General features: G+C 67.8%; 16 protein-coding genes. 14 read left to right on the top strand and 2 right to left on the bottom strand.

Annotated features, from left to right (window positions below; genetic code table 11):
* Positions 1 to 9: 9 nt before the first annotated feature.
* A complete protein-coding gene (locus A5759_RS12875) occupies positions 10 to 861 on the bottom strand; it encodes an aldo/keto reductase (RefSeq protein ID WP_068198077.1) in 852 nt (283 codons plus the stop codon).
* Positions 862 to 866: 5 nt separating this feature from the next.
* Entirely contained in the window at positions 867 to 1697 is an 831-nt protein-coding gene (locus tag A5759_RS12870) for an aldo/keto reductase (RefSeq protein ID WP_068198075.1), read from the bottom strand.
* Between A5759_RS12870 and A5759_RS12865 the strand changes: the two genes are divergently transcribed.
* The 14 genes from A5759_RS12865 (at position 1696) to smc (ending at position 16982) form a co-directional block, all read left to right on the top strand.
* Positions 1696 to 2784 carry an alpha/beta hydrolase gene (locus tag A5759_RS12865; protein WP_068198353.1) on the top strand — a complete coding sequence of 363 codons (1089 nt, stop codon included), beginning with the start codon at positions 1696 to 1698 and terminating at the stop codon, positions 2782 to 2784. The two genes, A5759_RS12870 and A5759_RS12865, sit on opposite strands and share 2 nt — an antisense overlap.
* Positions 2785 to 2819: 35 nt before the next feature.
* Positions 2820 to 3596 (top strand): DsbA family protein, encoded by a 777-nt coding sequence (locus tag A5759_RS12860; protein WP_066844877.1) that lies wholly within the window; start codon positions 2820 to 2822, stop codon positions 3594 to 3596.
* Entirely contained in the window at positions 3593 to 4225 is a 633-nt protein-coding gene (locus A5759_RS12855) for a vitamin K epoxide reductase family protein (protein ID WP_068198072.1), read from the top strand. Before A5759_RS12860 ends, A5759_RS12855 begins: the two co-directional genes overlap by 4 nt.
* A 35-nt stretch (positions 4226 to 4260) precedes the next feature.
* Positions 4261 to 7647 carry a pyruvate carboxylase gene (locus A5759_RS12850; protein WP_068198066.1) on the top strand — a complete coding sequence of 1129 codons (3387 nt, stop codon included), beginning with the start codon at positions 4261 to 4263 and terminating at the stop codon, positions 7645 to 7647.
* The gene (rsmD, locus tag A5759_RS12845) at positions 7644 to 8222 is read left to right on the top strand and encodes a 16S rRNA (guanine(966)-N(2))-methyltransferase RsmD (protein WP_082962097.1); all 579 of its coding nucleotides are present in this window, start codon (positions 7644 to 7646) and stop codon (positions 8220 to 8222) included. Before A5759_RS12850 ends, rsmD begins: the two co-directional genes overlap by 4 nt.
* An 11-nt stretch (positions 8223 to 8233) precedes the next feature.
* The gene (gene coaD, locus A5759_RS12840) at positions 8234 to 8713 is read left to right on the top strand and encodes a pantetheine-phosphate adenylyltransferase (RefSeq protein ID WP_068198060.1); all 480 of its coding nucleotides are present in this window, start codon (positions 8234 to 8236) and stop codon (positions 8711 to 8713) included.
* An 82-nt stretch (positions 8714 to 8795) separates the two neighbouring features.
* A complete protein-coding gene (locus A5759_RS12835; protein ID WP_068198057.1) occupies positions 8796 to 9362 on the top strand; it encodes a hemerythrin domain-containing protein in 567 nt (188 codons plus the stop codon).
* Between the two features lie 324 nt (positions 9363 to 9686).
* Entirely contained in the window at positions 9687 to 10424 is a 738-nt protein-coding gene (sepIVA, locus tag A5759_RS12830) for a cell division protein SepIVA (RefSeq protein WP_064398631.1), read from the top strand.
* Between the two features lie 43 nt (positions 10425 to 10467).
* Positions 10468 to 11070 (top strand): DUF177 domain-containing protein, encoded by a 603-nt coding sequence (locus tag A5759_RS12825; RefSeq protein ID WP_068198054.1) that lies wholly within the window; start codon positions 10468 to 10470, stop codon positions 11068 to 11070.
* Positions 11063 to 11761 (top strand): ribonuclease III, encoded by a 699-nt coding sequence (rnc, locus tag A5759_RS12820; RefSeq protein ID WP_068198051.1) that lies wholly within the window; start codon positions 11063 to 11065, stop codon positions 11759 to 11761. Before A5759_RS12825 ends, rnc begins: the two co-directional genes overlap by 8 nt.
* Positions 11754 to 12626, top strand: a complete 873-nt coding sequence (gene mutM, locus A5759_RS12815; RefSeq protein ID WP_068198036.1) for a bifunctional DNA-formamidopyrimidine glycosylase/DNA-(apurinic or apyrimidinic site) lyase — start codon at positions 11754 to 11756, stop codon at positions 12624 to 12626. The genes rnc and mutM overlap by 8 nt, the downstream gene beginning before the upstream one ends.
* Positions 12627 to 12683: 57 nt before the next feature.
* Positions 12684 to 13100: an OsmC family protein gene (locus A5759_RS12810; protein WP_066844854.1), complete on the top strand. Its 417-nt coding sequence runs from the start codon at positions 12684 to 12686 to the stop codon at positions 13098 to 13100.
* Positions 13084 to 13368: an acylphosphatase gene (locus A5759_RS12805; protein WP_068198351.1), complete on the top strand. Its 285-nt coding sequence runs from the start codon at positions 13084 to 13086 to the stop codon at positions 13366 to 13368. The genes A5759_RS12810 and A5759_RS12805 overlap by 17 nt, the downstream gene beginning before the upstream one ends.
* 26 nt (positions 13369 to 13394) lie before the next feature.
* The gene (gene smc / locus A5759_RS12800; RefSeq protein ID WP_197506021.1) at positions 13395 to 16982 is read left to right on the top strand and encodes a chromosome segregation protein SMC; all 3588 of its coding nucleotides are present in this window, start codon (positions 13395 to 13397) and stop codon (positions 16980 to 16982) included.
* Positions 16983 to 17032 lie beyond the last annotated feature (50 nt).

Here is a 17032-nt window from a genome sequence, read left to right as displayed (position 1 = left end):
TCTAAAGGCCTACGTGCCGGTGTAGGTTTCCGGGTCCGGGCGGAACCGCTTGCCCTCGTCGAGCCCGTTGAGCGAGCCCATTTCGTCGTCGGTGAGCTCGAAGTCGAACACCTCGAGGTTCGAGGTGATCCGCTCCGCCTTCGACGACCGGGCGATGACCGCGTTGCCCAGCTGAATGCTCCAGCGGATCAACACCTGCGCGGGCGTCTTGCCGTGCGCCTGCGCCACCGACGTGACCGCCTCGTTCTCGAGCAGCTGCCCGACGCCCAGCGGTCCGTACGCCTGGGTGACGATGCCGTAACCGGCGTTGACCTCCCGCAGCTCCGCCTGGTTCAGCAGCGGGTGCAGCTCGATCTGGTTGATCGCCGGGGTGAAGAACGACAGGTCGATAACGTCCGACAGGTGCTCGGCGTGGAAGTTGGCCACCCCGATCGACTTGGTGTCGCCGACCTCCTTGCGCTTCATCAGCCCACCCCAGCTGTCGACGTACTTGCCATGTTCACCGGCGGGCCAGTGGATCAGGTACAGGTCGACGTAGTCGAGGCCGAGCCTGTCGAGGCTGGCCTTGAGCGCGTCCTGCGACGACTGGAAGCCCAGATCGGGAGTGGCGAGCTTGGTGGTGACGAAGATCTCGTCGCGCGGAACCCCGGACGACTTGATGGCCCGTCCGACCGCTGCTTCGTTGCCGTAGGCCGCGGCGGTGTCGATCAGCCGGTACCCGGCGGACAACGCCGCCAGCACCGCCTGCTCGGTCTCGGACTCCGACAGCTCGCCGACCCCGAGACCGAATACCGGCATCGTGTGGTCGTCGTTGAGCGTGACGGTCGGAACCGCAGCCGCATTGCCCGGCGATTCGGTCATTTCACCTACCCCGTGAATTCGAATGTTCGCGGATCGGGGCCCAACCGAGTGCCGTCGCCGAGCGTCGAGACGGACGCCATGTCCTGTTCGCTCAACTCGAAATCGAACACGTCGAAGTTGCTCACGATTCTCTCGGGGGTCACCGACTTCGGGATGACTATATTGCCGAGCTGCATATGCCACCTAATCAACACCTGGGCCGGTGTCTTGCCGTGCGCATCGGCGACCGAGACCACGGTGTCGTTGGACAGCAGTGAACCCTGACCGAGCGGACTCCAGGCCTCGGTGGCGATGCCCATCTGGGCATGCACCTCGCGCAGCTCCTCCTGCTGCAGCAGCGGATGCAGTTCGATCTGGTTGACCGCGGGCACGATGCCGGTGGCGTCGACGAGTTCCCGCAGGTGTTCGGGCTCGAAATTGCTCACCCCGATCGACCGGATGCGGCCCTGCTCACGCAGGTGGGCGAAGGCCTTGAAGGTGTCGACGAACGTGCCCTTGGCCGGCAAGGGCCAGTGGATGAGGTAGAGATCGAGGTAGTCGAGCCCCAGCCGGTGCATGCTCTTGTCGAAGGCACTCAGCGTGCTGTCGTAACCCTGCTCGGAGTTCCACAGCTTGGTGGTGACATACACCTGATCGCGCGGCAGGCCCGACTTCTCGAGCGCCTGGCCGACCTCGCGTTCGTTCTGGTACGCGGCGGCGGTGTCGATGTGGCGATAGCCCGCCTCGAGCGCGGTCGCGACCGCGCGTTCGGTGTCCTCCGGAGGGGTCTGCCAGACTCCGAGTCCAACCTGCGGTATCGAAGTACCGTCGTTCAACGTGATCGAGGGAGATGCCATGACCCAGAGTCTGCCAGCTGATGACCAGTGGCGGCCGAACCGTAAGGAGACGCTGATCAACGCCGCGGCGGGCGTCACCCTTCGCGCGTTGCCGCGCATCCCCGAGGCCGTCAAGCGCCTCATGCTCGGACGTCGCACCGTCAGCGTCGACGGCAACACGCTGGACACGACGCTGCAGTTGATGCTCGCCGGACAAAAGCTCACGGGCATCGACGGTCTGGTCAATGCTGACGGCGTCGCCGCAGCCCGCGGACAACTCGAAACGCTGGCCGCGGGTTTCAAGCAGAACATCCCCGTCGCGTCGGTGACCGATCTCTCGATCCCGGGACCCGCAGGAGACATCCGCGCGCGCCATTACCGGCCCGTCGACGATGAGGGCGCCCTACTGGTCTTCTTCCACGGTGGTGGACAGGTCATCGGCAGCATCGACTCCCACGACGACCTGTGCCGCGAGATCTGCCACCGGGGACAGATGCACGTGCTCTCGGTCGACTACCGCCTGGCGCCCGAACATCCCGCGCCTGCGGGCACCGACGACGCCCACGCCGCGTTCCGATGGGCGTGCGAGCACGCTGCCGAACTGGGCGCCGACCCCGAGCGCGTCGCCGTCGGGGGTGACAGCGCCGGCGGCAACCAGGCCACGCTCGTCGCGCACCGCGCCCGCGGCGAGGGGCCGCAGCCGGCCCTGCAGTTCCTGCTGTACCCGGTCGTCAACTACCGCGACACGACCAGGTCGCAGGCGCTGTTCTCCGAGGGCTACTTCCTCACCCGCGACGACATCGACTGGTTCCGCGACAAATACCTGCGCGGTGGAGTCGATTCCGGTGACCCACGGGTCTCACCGCTGCTGGCCGACGATCTGTCCGGGCTGGCGCCGACGCTGATCGTCACCGCCGGTTTCGACCCGCTGCGCGACGAAGGCAGGCAGTACGCCGAGGCCCTGCGGGCCGCCGGTGTCCGCGTCGACCACCGGGAGTTCGGATCGCTGATCCACGGCTTTGCGAACTTCTTCCCGTTCGGCGGTGACAGCGCCACCGCGATGGCGGAGGTGATCTCGGCGCTGCGGGCGCATCTGGCCCGCAGCTGATCGGGCGGCGAAATCGCGCCGGTACTCTTACCTGCGTGGCCACGAAACGCAAGAAGACCCCGACCTACGATCTGAAGGCGGCTGACCGCAAGCGGAACCGGGCTGTGCAGATCGGCCTGACCGCCATCGTCGTGATCTTCGCCGTCGCGTTGGTGCTCTACATCGTGATGACCAAAGAGGACAAACCCGGTGAGGGCGAGACCAGGGCGGTCCGCGTGGCGTCGAGCGACGTGATCACCCAGGAGGGCACGTCCGAGCCCAAAGCGGTGGTGTCGCTCTACGAGGACTTCCTCTGCCCGGCGTGCGGCAACTTCGAGAAGCAGTTCGGCCCGACGATCAACCGGCTGATCGACAGCGGTGCTGCGGCCGTGGACTACAACATGGTGTCTATCCTCGACCGGGCGGGCCAGGGTTACTCCACCCGCGCGGCCAACGCCGGCTACTGCGTGGCCGACGCCGACACCGAAGCCTTCCGGCGTTTCCACGCCGCGCTGTTCGCACAACAGCCGCCCGAGGGGGTGGGCCCCTTCCCCGACAACGCCCGGCTGATCGAGATCGCTCGGCAGGCTGGGGTGACCGGCGAGGTGCCGGCCTGCATCAACGGTGGACGCTACAACGACATGGTCAAGGGTTTGGCCAAGGCGAGCGGGGTCAACTCGACACCGACCATCCGGATCAACGGTGAGGACTATTCGCCGTCGACGCCCGACGCGCTGATCGCCGAGATCGAGAAGATCGTCGGCGAGGTGCCCGCACTGGACGCCGGTGCGCCGCCGCCCAACGCCGATCCGACCCAGCCGGCGAGGCCGTGACGCTCGCCGCGCCCGGAGCCGTCCAGCCGTCCGAACCCACGGCCCATGAGCCGACGGGTCCCCCGGTGGGTCGCCCGAGCGCGGTGTGGATCCTCATCGCGGGTGTGCTGGGGCTGGCCGCCGCGGTCGCGCTGACCGTCGAGAAGGTCGAGCTGCTGATCGATCCGGAGTACATCCCGTCGTGCAGCTTCAATCCGGTGCTGTCCTGCGGTTCGGTGATGATCACACCGCAGGCGTCCGCGTTCGGCTTCCCGAACTCGTTGATCGGCATCATCTCGTTCACGATCGTGGTGGTGACCGGTGTGCTCGCGCTCGCGAGGGTCGCGTTGCCGCGTTGGTACTGGGCCGGTCTGGCCACGGGAACGCTGCTGGGCGCTGCGTTCGTGCACTGGCTCATCTACCAGAGCCTCTACCGCATCGGCGCGCTGTGCCCGTACTGCATGGTGGTGTGGGCGGTCACGATCCCGCTGTTGGTGGTCGTTGCGGCCGTCGCTCTGCAGCCCCAACACGGGAACACCGTCGCGCGGGTGCTGCACACCTGGCGGTGGTCTCTGGTCACGCTGTGGTTCACCGGCCTGTTCCTGCTGATCCTCGTACGCTTCTGGAGCTACTGGTCCACGTTGGTCTGATCGGCCCGGAGGATAAAGTACGTGCGTGATCGCCCATGATCTCTAAAGTGCTGGTCGCCAATCGTGGCGAAATCGCGATCCGTGCTTTCCGGGCCGCCTACGAGATGGGGATCGACACCGTCGCGGTGTATCCCCATGAGGATCGCAACAGCATTCACCGGCTGAAGGCCGACGAGTCCTACCAGATCGGCGAGACCGGCCATCCCGTGCGCGCGTACCTGTCGGTCGAGGAGATCATCCGGGTCGCCAAGCATGCCGGAGCCGACGCGATTTATCCGGGATACGGCTTCCTGTCGGAGAATCCGGCGCTGGCGGCGGCCTGCGCGGAGGCCGACATCACGTTCGTCGGGCCCAGCGCCGAGGTGCTCGAGCTGACGGGCAACAAGTCGCGGGCGATCGAGGCGGCCCGCTCGGCGGGCCTGCCGGTGCTCAACTCGTCGGCCCCGTCGGCGTCGGCCGAGGAGTTGCTGGCCGCCGCGGAGCGCTTGGAGTTCCCGTTGTTCGTCAAAGCCGTGTCCGGCGGCGGCGGCCGGGGCATGCGGCGGGTCACCGAAATCGACGCGCTGGCCGACGCGATCGATGCCGCGTCGCGCGAGGCTGAGTCGGCGTTCGGCGACCCGACGCTGTATCTCGAACAGGCCGTGCTCAATCCCCGCCACATCGAGGTGCAGATCCTGGCCGACACCCACGGCAACGTGATGCACCTGTTCGAACGGGACTGCAGCGTGCAGCGCAGGCACCAGAAGGTCGTCGAGCTCGCACCCGCGCCGAATCTGTCCGACGAACTGCGGCAACGGATTTGCGACGACGCGGTCGCGTTCGCCCGGCAGATCGGTTACACGTTCGCCGGCACCGTCGAGTTCCTGCTCGACGAGCGCGGCCATTACGTGTTCATCGAGTGCAATCCGCGCATCCAGGTCGAGCACACGGTCACCGAGGAGATCACCGATGTCGACCTGGTGTCGAGCCAGTTGCGCATCGCCGACGGCGAGACCCTCGACAGCCTCGGCTTGAGCCAGGAGGCGCTGCCGGCCCCGCGCGGTTTCGCGCTGCAGTGCCGGATCACCACCGAGGACCCGGCCAATGGATTCCGTCCCGACACCGGCCGAATCACCGGATACCGCACCCCGGGCGGCGCGGGCATCCGGTTGGACGGCGGCACCCATCTCGGTGCGGAGATCAGCGCGCATTTCGACTCGATGCTGGTGAAGCTGACGTGCCGGGGGCGCGACTTCGGCGCCGCGGTGGCGCGTGCGCGCCGCGCGCTGGCCGAGTTCCGCATCCGCGGAGTGTCGACGAATATCCCGTTCCTGCAAGCGGTCGTCAACGATCCGGATTTCCGGGCCGGCCGCATCAGCACGTCGTTCATCGACGAGCGCCCGTATCTGCTGACCGCCAGAACACCTGCCGACCGCGGCACCAAGATCCTCAACTACCTGGCCGACGTGACGGTCAACCAGCCGCACGGCCCGCGAACCGCATCGGTGTACCCGCAGGACAAGCTGCCCGACATCGACCTGCAAGCGCTCCCGCCCGACGGCAGCAAGCAACGGCTGACCGAACTCGGCCCCGAAGGGTTCGCGCGCTGGCTGCGCGACTCCAAACCGTTGGCCGTCACCGATACGACGTTCCGTGATGCCCATCAGTCGCTGCTGGCCACCCGCGTGCGCACCACGGGGCTGTCGATGGTGGCGCCCTACGTTGCGCGCATGACGCCGCAGTTGCTCTCGCTCGAATGCTGGGGTGGGGCGACTTACGATGTGGCGCTTCGGTTCTTGAAGGAAGACCCGTGGGAGCGGCTGGCCGCGCTGCGCGAAGCGGTCCCCAACATCTGCCTGCAGATGCTGCTGCGCGGCCGTAACACCGTTGGTTACACCCCGTACCCGGAGACCGTCACCCACGCGTTCGTCGCCGAGGCCACGGCCACGGGCATCGACATCTACCGCATCTTCGACGCGCTCAACAACGTCGATTCCATGCGTCCGGCCATCGACGCGGTCCGCGAAACCGGCACGTCGGTGGCCGAAGTCGCGATGAGCTACACCGGCGACCTGTCCGACCCCGGGGAAAACCTCTACACGCTGGACTACTACCTGAAGCTCGCCGAGCAGATCGTCGATGCGGGTGCCCATGTGCTGGCGATCAAGGACATGGCCGGGCTTCTGCGCCCTCCCGCCGCGCACACGTTGATCAGCGCGCTGCGCACCCGGTTCGATCTGCCCGTGCACGTGCACACCCACGACACCCCAGGCGGCCAGCTGGCGACGTACCTGGCGGCGTGGCAAGCCGGAGCCAGCGCCGTCGACGGTGCGGCGGCACCGCTGGCAGGCACCACCAGCCAACCGGCGTTGAGTTCGATCGTGGCCGCGGCCGCACACACCGAGTACGACACCGGGCTGTCGTTGGAGGCGGTGTGCGACCTCGAACCGTACTGGGAAGCGCTGCGAAAGGTATACGCGCCGTTCGAAAGTGGTTTACCGGCGCCGACGGGGCGGGTGTATCACCATGAGATCCCCGGCGGTCAGCTGTCGAACCTGCGTCAGCAGGCCATCGCGCTCGGGTTCGGCGACCGCTTCGAGGAGATCGAGGCCAACTACGCCGCAGCCGACAGGGTGCTCGGCCGGTTGGTGAAGGTGACGCCGTCGTCGAAGGTGGTGGGCGACCTTGCGCTCGCGCTGCTGGGGGCGGGGATCAGCGCCGACGAATTCGCCTCAGATCCATCGCGATTCGACATTCCCGATTCGGTGATCGGATTCTTTCGCGGCGAACTCGGCGACCCGCCAGGCGGATGGCCCGAACCGCTGCGCACCAAGGCGCTTGCCGGCCGGGCGCCGGCCAAGGCGCAGGAGGAACTCAGCGAGGAGGACGAAGCGGTGCTCGCCCAGGCGGGCCCGAAGCGCCAGGCCGCGCTGAACCGGCTGCTGTTTCCCGGGCCGACAAAGGAACTCGAAGCCCACCGCGAGCAGTACGGGGACACGTCGAGCCTGTCGGCGAACCAGTTCTTCTACGGGTTGCGCAGCGACGAGGAGCATCGCGTCCGGTTGGAGCGCGGCGTCGAACTGCTGATCGGGCTCGAGGCGATCTCCGATCCCGACGAACGCGGCATGCGCACCGTGATGTGCATCCTCAACGGCCAACTGCGGCCGGTCCTGGTGCGTGACCGCAATGTCGCCAGCGACATCCCCACCGCGGAGAAGGCCGACAAGTCCAATCCCGACCACATCGCCGCGCCCTTCGCCGGGGTGGTCAGCGTCGGCGTCGCCGTCGACGACGAGGTGCAGGCCGGTCAGACGATCGCCACGATCGAGGCCATGAAGATGGAGGCGGCCATCACCGCACCCAAGGCGGGCAAGGTGAACCGGGTCGCGGTCTCGGAGACGGCACAGGTCGAAGGCGGCGATCTGCTGGTGGTGATCAGCTGACCCGCATCATCGCCGGTGCGCTGGGCGGTCGACGAATCACCGTGCCCCAGAATAGATCTGGGGGAGGGACCCGTCCCACCACCGACCGGGTGCGCGAAGCGTTGTTCAACGTGCTGGCCGCGCGCATCGAGTTCGGCGGGATCGCGGTGCTCGATCTGTACGCCGGCTCGGGCGCGCTCGGGCTCGAAGCACTCTCGCGCGGCGCCGCGGAGGCGACGTTCGTCGAGGCCGACCGGCGCGCGGCAGGAGTCATCGCCGACAACATCGCCGCACTCGGCGTCACCGGGGCTAGCGTGCGGCGCGGCGTCGTCGCCGAGGTACTGGCCGCGGGCAGCCCGCGGCCCGTCGACCTCGTCCTGGCCGACCCGCCATACGGCGTCACCGCCGGGGAAGTCGAATCGATGCTGGCGCTGCTCGCCGAACGGGGTTGGGCCGGACCGGGAACCGTCGTCGTGGTGGAACGCGCGGCGAGCGGATCGCCGCTCACGTGGCCGCCGGGCTGGCAGGTATGGCCGTCGCGCACCTACGGCGACACCCGCCTGGAGCTTGCCGAGGCACCAGAGCGGCCCTGCTAGCGTCATCGCTCATGAGCGGCGCGGTATGCCCCGGATCCTTCGACCCGGTCCATCTCGGGCACGTCGACGTCTTCGAGCGCGCGGCCGCGCAGTTCGACGAGGTGATCGTCGCCGTTCTGGTCAACCCGAACAAGAAGGGCATGTTCACGCTCGACGAGCGCATCGCGATGATCGAGGAGTCCACCGAGCACCTGCCGAACCTGCGCGTCGAATCGGGTCAGGGCCTGGTGGTCGACTTCGCCCGGCAGCGCGGCGTGACGGCGATCGTCAAGGGCCTGCGCGGCGGTGCCGACTTCGAATACGAACTGCAGATGGCGCAGATGAACAAGCACATCGCCGGCGTCGACACGTTCTTCGTGGCCTCGATACCGCGGTACTCGTTCGTGTCGTCGTCGTTGGCCAAGGAGGTCGCGTCGATGGGTGGCGACGTCTCCGAACTGCTCCCCGCCGCGGTCAACACGCGCGTGCAGGCCAAGCTGAGCCAGGGTTAGCCCGCTCCTGCAGGGGTAAACAGGTGCAGGCGCACAGCCCATTCGCGCCCACACCACTACCGAAATGCAGGAGGTTTCTGCCATGGCTGAAACGTTTGTCCAGAACACCGACGACGTCGTGAAGTTTCTGACCGACCAACACAACCTGATCAAGGACCTGTTCGAAGAAGTGCTGGGCGCGTCGGAAACCGAGGCGCGCGAGAAGGCGTTCGCCGATCTGCGTCAGCTGCTGGCCGTGCACGAGACCGCCGAGGAGATGGTGGTCCACCCGCGCGCCCGCAAGGAGGTCGCCGACGGTGAGGCCATCGTCGACGCACGCCTCAAGGAAGAGCACGAGGCCAAGGAGTTCCTGTCGCGGCTCGAGAAGATGGACATCGAGTCGCAGGAGTTCATCGACGAACTGATGAAGTTCCGCGAGGACGTGGTCGAGCACGCCGAGCTCGAGGAGCGCGAGGAGTTCAGCCACCTGCAGAAGAACCTCGACGGTGATGACCTCAAGCGGATGGCGGGCGCCGTACAGGCCGCCGAGGCGATTGCCCCGACCCATCCGCATGCCGGCGTCGAGTCGGCCAAGGCCAACTTCGCGCTCGGACCGTTTGCTTCGATGCTCGACCGCGCCCGCGATCTCATCGGCGCGGCGGTGAAGTAAGACGCTCGGCGTCGTGGTCGCCGAATCTGAACTTGTGTTCGAGAAATCGCCGATTTCGCGCGAAGAAGTTCAGATTCGAGAAAGACTCACGCCCGCCCCCGGGCGCCTCGAAGGATGCCGCCCGGGGGCGGGCTTTCGCCTCGGGCTCGGGTGGTTGACATAATGCGAGCAGCAATTCAGCCGGAAGTTGCGGCCTGGGGAGTGGAGAGACTCAGCAATCCATGAATTTCCGACGTCCGGTGCGACACACCGGCCGGGAAGCTGAGTCACAGGGGTAACACCAGGCACACTAGTAACTGACAACTACGCCTGGAGGGTGTTGCCGTGTACCGAGTTTTTGAGGCGCTCGACGAACTGAGCGCAATTGTGGAAGAAGCCCGCGGCGTGCCGATGACGGCAGGCTGCGTCGTGCCCCGCGGCGATGTCCTCGAATTGATCGACGACATCAAGGACGCGATTCCCGGTGAGCTCGACGATGCCCAGGACGTCCTCGACGCCCGCGACGGGATGCTTCGCGAGGCCAAGGACCACTCCGACTCGATGGTGTCCACAGCCACCGCCGAGGCGGATTCGGTTCTGAACCACGCCCGCGCGGAGGCGGACCGGCTGCTGGCCGACGCCAAGGCGCAGGCCGATCGCATGGTGGCCGAGGCTCGCCAGCACAGCGAGCGGATGGTCGGCGAGGCCCGCGAGGAGGCCACCCGCGTCGCCGCCACCGCCAAGCGCGAGTACGAGGCCAGCACCGGACGAGCCAAGACCGAAGCCGACCGGCTCATCGAGAGCGGCAACCTCGCCTACGAGAAGGCCGTGCAAGAGGGCATCAAGGAGCAGCAGCGGCTGGTGTCGCAGACCGAGATCGTCGCCACCGCGACAGCCGAGGCGACCCGGTTGATCGACTCGGCGCATGCCGAGGCCGACCGGTTGCGCGGCGAGTGCGACATCTACGTCGACAGCAAGCTCGCGGAGTTCGAGGATTTCCTCAACGGCACGCTGCGCTCCGTCGGTCGAGGTCGTCATCAACTTCGCACCGCCGCGGGCACGCACGACTACGCCGCCCGCTGAGCGCCAGGGGCCGCCAAAAATCCTCGCCGTAAACTCGGTACTTATGGCGACGCATGCCAAAGCGGCGGCGCATCGCGCGTCACAATCGCCGCTCGTGATCAACATTTCCCGGCTCGGTAGGCGACCCGGGTCGATGATGACTGTCTCCGAAACGGTGCCCAGCCCGTCGCGCATCGGCCTCGACCTGATCGCCATCGACAAAGGAGCAGCGTTGGAGCTCGACCTGCGCGTCGAGTCGGTGTCGGAGGGAGTCCTGGTCTCCGGGACGGTATCGGCGCCGACGACGGGCGACTGTGCGCGATGCCTGACGCCGGTCACCGGCGACGTCGAGATCTACCTCACCGAACTGTTCGCCTATCCCGACAGCGCCACCGACGAGACGACCGAAGCCGACGAGGTCGGTCGCGTGGTGGACGACACCGTCGACCTGGAGCAGCCGATCATCGACGCCGTCGGACTGGCGCTGCCGTTCGCGCCGCTGTGCGGTCCGGACTGCGCGGGCCTCTGCCCGGACTGCGGTGTGGCGTTGGCCACCGCCGAACCCGGTCACCACCACGAGCGGATCGACCCGCGCTGGGCGAAGCTGGCCGGCATGTTCGACACTGTCGGCGGAGCCGACGATCCCATTGAGGACACGCGTGAGTGAGCGCGCCGCGCTGCTGGCGGCGCTGGGCGTCGATCTGCCCGACGAACTGCTCACCATGGCCCTCACCCACCGCAGCTACTCCTACGAGAACGGCGGCCTGCCGACCAACGAGCGATTGGAGTTCCTCGGCGATGCCGTGCTCGGGCTGACCATCACCGAGGAGCTCTACCACCGGCACCCCGACCGGTCCGAGGGCGATCTGGCCAAGCTGCGCGCCAGCATCGTCAACACCCAGGCGCTCGCCGACGTCGGTCGTCAGCTGTCCGATGCCGGACTCGGTGCCTACCTGCTGCTCGGCAAGGGCGAGCTGAACTCCGGCGGCGCCGACAAGGCCAGCATCTTGGCCGACGGCGTCGAATCTCTGTTGGGTGCAATCTATTTGGAACACGGCAACGCGATCGTCCGCGAGGTGATCCTGCGGCTGTTCGGCGACCTGCTGGACACCGCGCCCACGTTGGGCGCCGGGCTCGACTGGAAGAGCAGTCTGCAGGAGCTGACCGCCTCGCGCGGCCTTGGCGCGCCCACCTATCTCGTCACCTCGACGGGTCCGGACCACGACAAGGAGTTCACCGCGACGGTCATGGTGACCGACACCGAATACGGCAGGGGTGTCGGGCGCACCAAGAAGGAGGCCGAACTCAAGGCGGCCGCGGCGGCGTGGAACGCGCTGACGGCCGAGGTAGATGCCTGAGCTTCCAGAGGTCGAGGTTGTCCGTCGCGGACTGGACGCACACGTCGTCGGCAAGACCGTCACCGCTGTGCGCGTACATCATCCGCGCGCGGTGCGGCGCCACGAGGCGGGACCCGCGGATCTGACCGCGCGCCTGCTCGACAGCACGATCACCGGGACCGGGCGGCGAGGTAAGTACCTGTGGCTGACGCTGGACGACGGCTCCGCGCTGGTCGTGCACCTCGGCATGAGCGGGCAGATGCTGCTGGGCGCGCCCCCGAGCGAGAATCACCTGCGCATCGCGGCGCTGCTGGATGACGGCACCGCGTTGAGCTTCGTCGACCAGCGCACGTTCGGCGGATGGCTGCTCACCGACATGGTCACCGTCGACGGGACCGACGTCCCGTTTCCGGTCGCGCACCTCGCGCGTGACCCGCTCGACCCGCAATTCAACCGCGACGGCGTGGTGAAAGTGTTGCGCGGCAAGCACTCCGAGATCAAACGTCAGCTGCTCGACCAGACCGTCGTCTCGGGCATCGGCAACATCTACGCCGACGAGGCGCTGTGGCGCGCCAAGGTCAACGGCGCCCGGTTGGCGTCGTCTCTGAGCAGGCCGAAGCTGGCCGAACTGCTCGACGCGGCCGCCGAGGTGATGCGCGAGGCGCTCGCCCAAGGCGGGACGTCATTCGACTCGCTGTATGTCAACGTCAACGGCGAGTCGGGTTACTTCGACCGCTCGCTGGACGCCTATGGTCGCGAAGGCGAGCCCTGCCGACGCTGTGGGGCCATCATGCGGCGCGAGAAGTTCATGAACCGCTCGTCGTTCTACTGTCCGAAATGTCAGCCGCGCCCGCGGGTACGGCGAACCGCGCCCAGACCGACGTAATGGTCGATTGAGCGCGCGGTTTTCCGCCAATACGTCGGTCTGGGCGAAGATGGGGCCATGACCGAACTTTGGGTTGAGCGGACGGGAGTGCGGCGCTATGTCGGACACAGCTCCCGCGGCGCGGAGGTGCTCGTCGGCAACGAGGACGTCGACGGTGTCTTCACGCCGGGCGAGCTGATGAAGATCGCGCTCGCCGCCTGCAGCGGGATGGCCAGCGACGTGCCCCTGCAGCGGCGCCTCGGCGAGCAGTACCGCACCACGATCCGCGTCTCCGGGGCGGCCGACCGCGAGCAGGAGCGCTATCCGCTGCTCGAAGAGCGAATGGAACTCGACCTGTCCGGGTTGTCCGAGCAGGAGCGGGCGCGGGTGCTCACGGTCGTCGAGCGCGCGATCGACCAGGTCTGCACCGTCGGCCGCACCCTCAAGGCTGGGGCCAAAGTGACCTTTGAGGTAGATGATGCAGGAGTTAGCTGAGGTACGCCTGACGGCTTGGGTGCACGGGCACGTCCAGGGTGTCGGCTTCCGGTGGTGGACGCGCGCCCGAGCACTGGAACTGGGGCTGACCGGATTTGCGGCCAACAAGCCCGACGGCCGGGTTCAGGTGGTCGCCCAGGGGCCACGCGAGTCCTGTCAGCGGCTGCTTGACCTGCTGCAAAGCGGAGAAACACCGGGGCGGGTCGACAACGTCGTCGCCGACTTCACAGAACCTCGCGACTCGCTACAAGGGTTCACCGAGCGATAGCCGCTGCGGCGGTAGTGTGGCACGTCGTGCACCTCAAGAGTCTGACCCTGAAGGGCTTCAAGTCGTTTGCTTCGCCGACGACTCTGCGCTTCGAGCCAGGCATCACGTGCGTGGTCGGGCCCAACGGTTCGGGTAAGTCCAATGTCGTCGACGCGCTCACCTGGGTGATGGGTGAGCAGGGCGCCAAGACGTTGCGCGGCGGCAAGATGGAGGACGTCATCTTCGCCGGCACGTCGTCGCGCCCACCGCTGGGGCGCGCCGAGGTGACGGTGACCATCGACAACTCCGACAACTCGCTGCCGATCGAGTACTCCGAGGTGTCGATCACCCGGCGGATGTTCCGCGACGGCGGCAGCGAGTACGAGATCAACGGCAGCAGTTGCCGGTTGATGGACGTGCAGGAACTGCTGTCCGACTCCGGTATCGGGCGCGAGATGCACGTCATCGTCGGACAGGGCAAGCTCTCCGAGATCCTCGAGTCGCGCCCCGAGGACCGGCGCGCGTTCATCGAGGAGGCCGCCGGCGTCCTCAAGCACCGCAAGCGCAAGGAAAAAGCGGTCCGCAAACTCGACGCGATGTCGGCCAACCTGAACCGGCTGACCGACCTGACCACCGAACTGCGCCGTCAGCTCAAACCGCTCGGGCGTCAAGCCGAGATGGCCCGGCGCGCACAAACCATCCAGGCCGATCTGCGCGACGCGCGGCTGCGGCTGGCCGCCGACGACCTCGTCACCCGCCGCGCCGAGTTCGACAACACCAACCAGGCCGAGACCACGCTGCGGCGCGAACACGACGAGATCGCCACACGGCTCGAGGCCAAGACCGCCGAGCTGGCCGCGCACGAGGCGGCGGTCGGCAGCCTCAGCGAACGCGCGGACGCGGCGCAGCAGAGGTGGTTCGCGCTGTCCGCGCTCGCCGAACGCGTCAGCGCGACGGTGCGCATCGCCAGCGAGCGCGCACAGCATCTCGACACCGAGCCCGAGGCGTCGACGGGTCCGGATCCCGACGCCCTGGAAGCCCAGGCCGACGAGGTCGCCGAACAGGAGCGCCGGCTGCTCGGCGAGTTGACCGAGTCGCGCGGCAAGCTCGAGGCGGCCCGCGCCGAACTCACCGAACGCGAGCGCATCGCCGCCGAGGCCGAGCGTGCACACATGGCCGCCGCCCGCGCCGAGGCCGACCGTCGCGAGGGTCTGGCGCGGCTGGCCGGTCAGGTCGACACCATGCGCACTCGCGTGGAATCGATCGACGAGACCGTCGCCCGCCTCACCGGCACCATCGACGAGGCCGCCACCCGCGCGCAACAGACCCAGGCCGAGTTCGAGACCGTGCAGAGTCGCGTCGGCGAACTCGACGCCGGTGAGGTCGGTCTCGACGATCACCACGACCGCACGGTCGCCGCGCTGCGGCTCGCCGACGAACGCGTCGCCGAACTACAGGCCGCCGAACGTGGCGCCGAACGTCAGGTGGCCTCGCTGCGCGCGCGCATCGAGGCTCTCTCGGTGGGTCTGGATCGCAAGGACGGGGCGGCCTGGCTACAGAAGAACCGTGGTGGGGCAGGGCTTCTCGGCTCGGTCGCCAACCTGTTGAAGGTGCGCAACGGCTACGAGGTGGCCGTCGCGACCGTGCTGGGTGCCGCGGCCGACGCGGTGGCCGCCGAGAGCCCGGGAGCCGCTCGTGCAGCGGTCGCGGCGCTCAAGGAGTCCGACGGCGGCTGGGCGGCGATCGTGCTGAGCGACTGGCCGAACCGTGAAGTGCCGCAGGCACAGTCGTTGCCCGACGGCGCGGTGCGCGCGGTTGATCTGGTCGAGGCGCCGCAGCGACTGCAGGGCGCGGTCCGGGCCATGCTCGCCGACGTCGTGGTGGTCTTGGACCTGGCCGCTGCCCTTGACGCGGTCGCGGCGCATCCGACGCTGCGGGCGGTCACCACTGACGGCGATCTCGTGGGTCCGGGCTGGGTCAGCGGCGGATCCGATCGCAAACCCAGCACGCTCGAGATCGCATCGGAGGTCGACAAGGCCCGCGCCGAGCTCGTAGAGGCCGAAAAGCAGGTCGACGAGCTGTCGGCGGCGCTGTCCGGTGCGCTCGCCGAACAGGCCAGCCGTCAGGATGCCGCCGAGCAGGCGTTGGCCGCGCTCAACGAATCCGACGCGGCGATCTCGGCGATCTACGAGCAGTTGGGTCGGCTCGGTCAGGACGCGCGTTCGGCGGACGACGAATGGCAGCGGCTGATCCAGCAGCGAAATGAGCTGGAAACCAATCGGTCCCGCACCGTCGACGAACTCACCGAGCTCGAGCAGAGGCTGCACAACGCACAGCAGGAGCCGACGTTCGAAGCCGAGCCCGTCAACCGGCAGGAGACGACGGCAGCGGCAGAGGCGGCCCGCACCGCCGAGGTGGAGGCCCGGTTGACGGTGCGCACCGCCGAAGAGCGCGCCAATGCCGTTCGCGGAAAGGCTGATTCGCTGCGCCGGGCCGCCGCAGCCGAACGCGAGGCAAGGCTACGCGCGATGCGTGCCCGCGAGGCCCGTCGACATGCGGCGGCCGTGGCGGCCGCGGTCGCAGAATCGGGTCGCGTTGTTGCACAACGGCTCAGCGCCGTCGTGGCGGTGGCTTCACGCGCTCGCGACGAGGTCGCCGCCGAACGCCAGCACCGCGCCGCCGCGCTGGCCGCGACGCGCGACGAGGTCAACGAGCTCACCGCCAAAGTCAACGGCCTCACCGAGGCGCTGCACGAGGACGAGGTCGCCAAGGCGCAGGCCGCGCTGCGGATCGAGCAGCTCGAGGAGCAGGTGCTCGAACAGTTCGGTATGGCAACCGCCGACCTGATCGCCGAATACGGGCCGGACGTGCCGTTGCCGCCAACGGAATTGGAGATGGCCGAGTTCGAGCAGGCGCGCGAGCGTGGCGAGCAGGTCACCGCACCCGCACCGATGCCGTTCGACCGCGCGACGCAGGAACGGCGCGCCAAGAAGGCCGAGCGAGAGCTCAACGAACTGGGCCGGGTCAACCCGCTGGCGCTCGAGGAGTTCGCCGCGCTCGAGGAGCGGTACAACTTCCTGTCCACCCAACTGGAGGACGTCAAGGGTGCCCGCAAGGACCTCCTCGACGTGATCGAGGACGTGGACGCACGCATCCTTCAGGTGTTCACCGAGGCGTACGCCGACGTGGAACGCGAGTTCACCCAGGTGTTTTCGACGCTGTTCCCCGGCGGCGAAGGCAGGCTGCTGCTGACGAACCCCAACGACATGCTGACCACCGGCATCGAGGTCGAGGCGCGGCCGCCCGGCAAGAAGATCAAGCGCTTGTCGCTGCTGTCCGGCGGTGAGAAATCGCTGACCGCGGTCGCGATGCTCGTGGCGATCTTCCGCGCGAGGCCGTCGCCGTTCTATGTGATGGACGAGGTCGAGGCGGCGCTCGACGACGTGAACCTGCGCCGGCTGATCAGTTTGTTCGAGCAGCTGCGCGAGCGCTCCCAGCTGATAGTTATCACCCACCAGAAGCCGACGATGGAGGTCGCCGACGCCCTGTACGGCGTCACCATGCGCGACGACGGCATCACCGCGGTGATCAGCCAGCGCATGCGCGGGCAGGAACTGGTCGGCGCGGCCAACTGAGCCGCGGTTTGTGCACCGTCTGGCGCGCTGAGCGCAACAAGCGGTGCACA

Source organism: Mycobacterium sp. 852014-52144_SCH5372336 (assembly GCF_001665615.1).
Classification (GTDB): domain Bacteria; phylum Actinomycetota; class Actinomycetes; order Mycobacteriales; family Mycobacteriaceae; genus Mycobacterium; species Mycobacterium neumannii_A.
The sequence above is the reverse complement of the archived record's forward strand: the minus strand, read 5'-3'. Positions and strand labels throughout refer to the sequence as shown.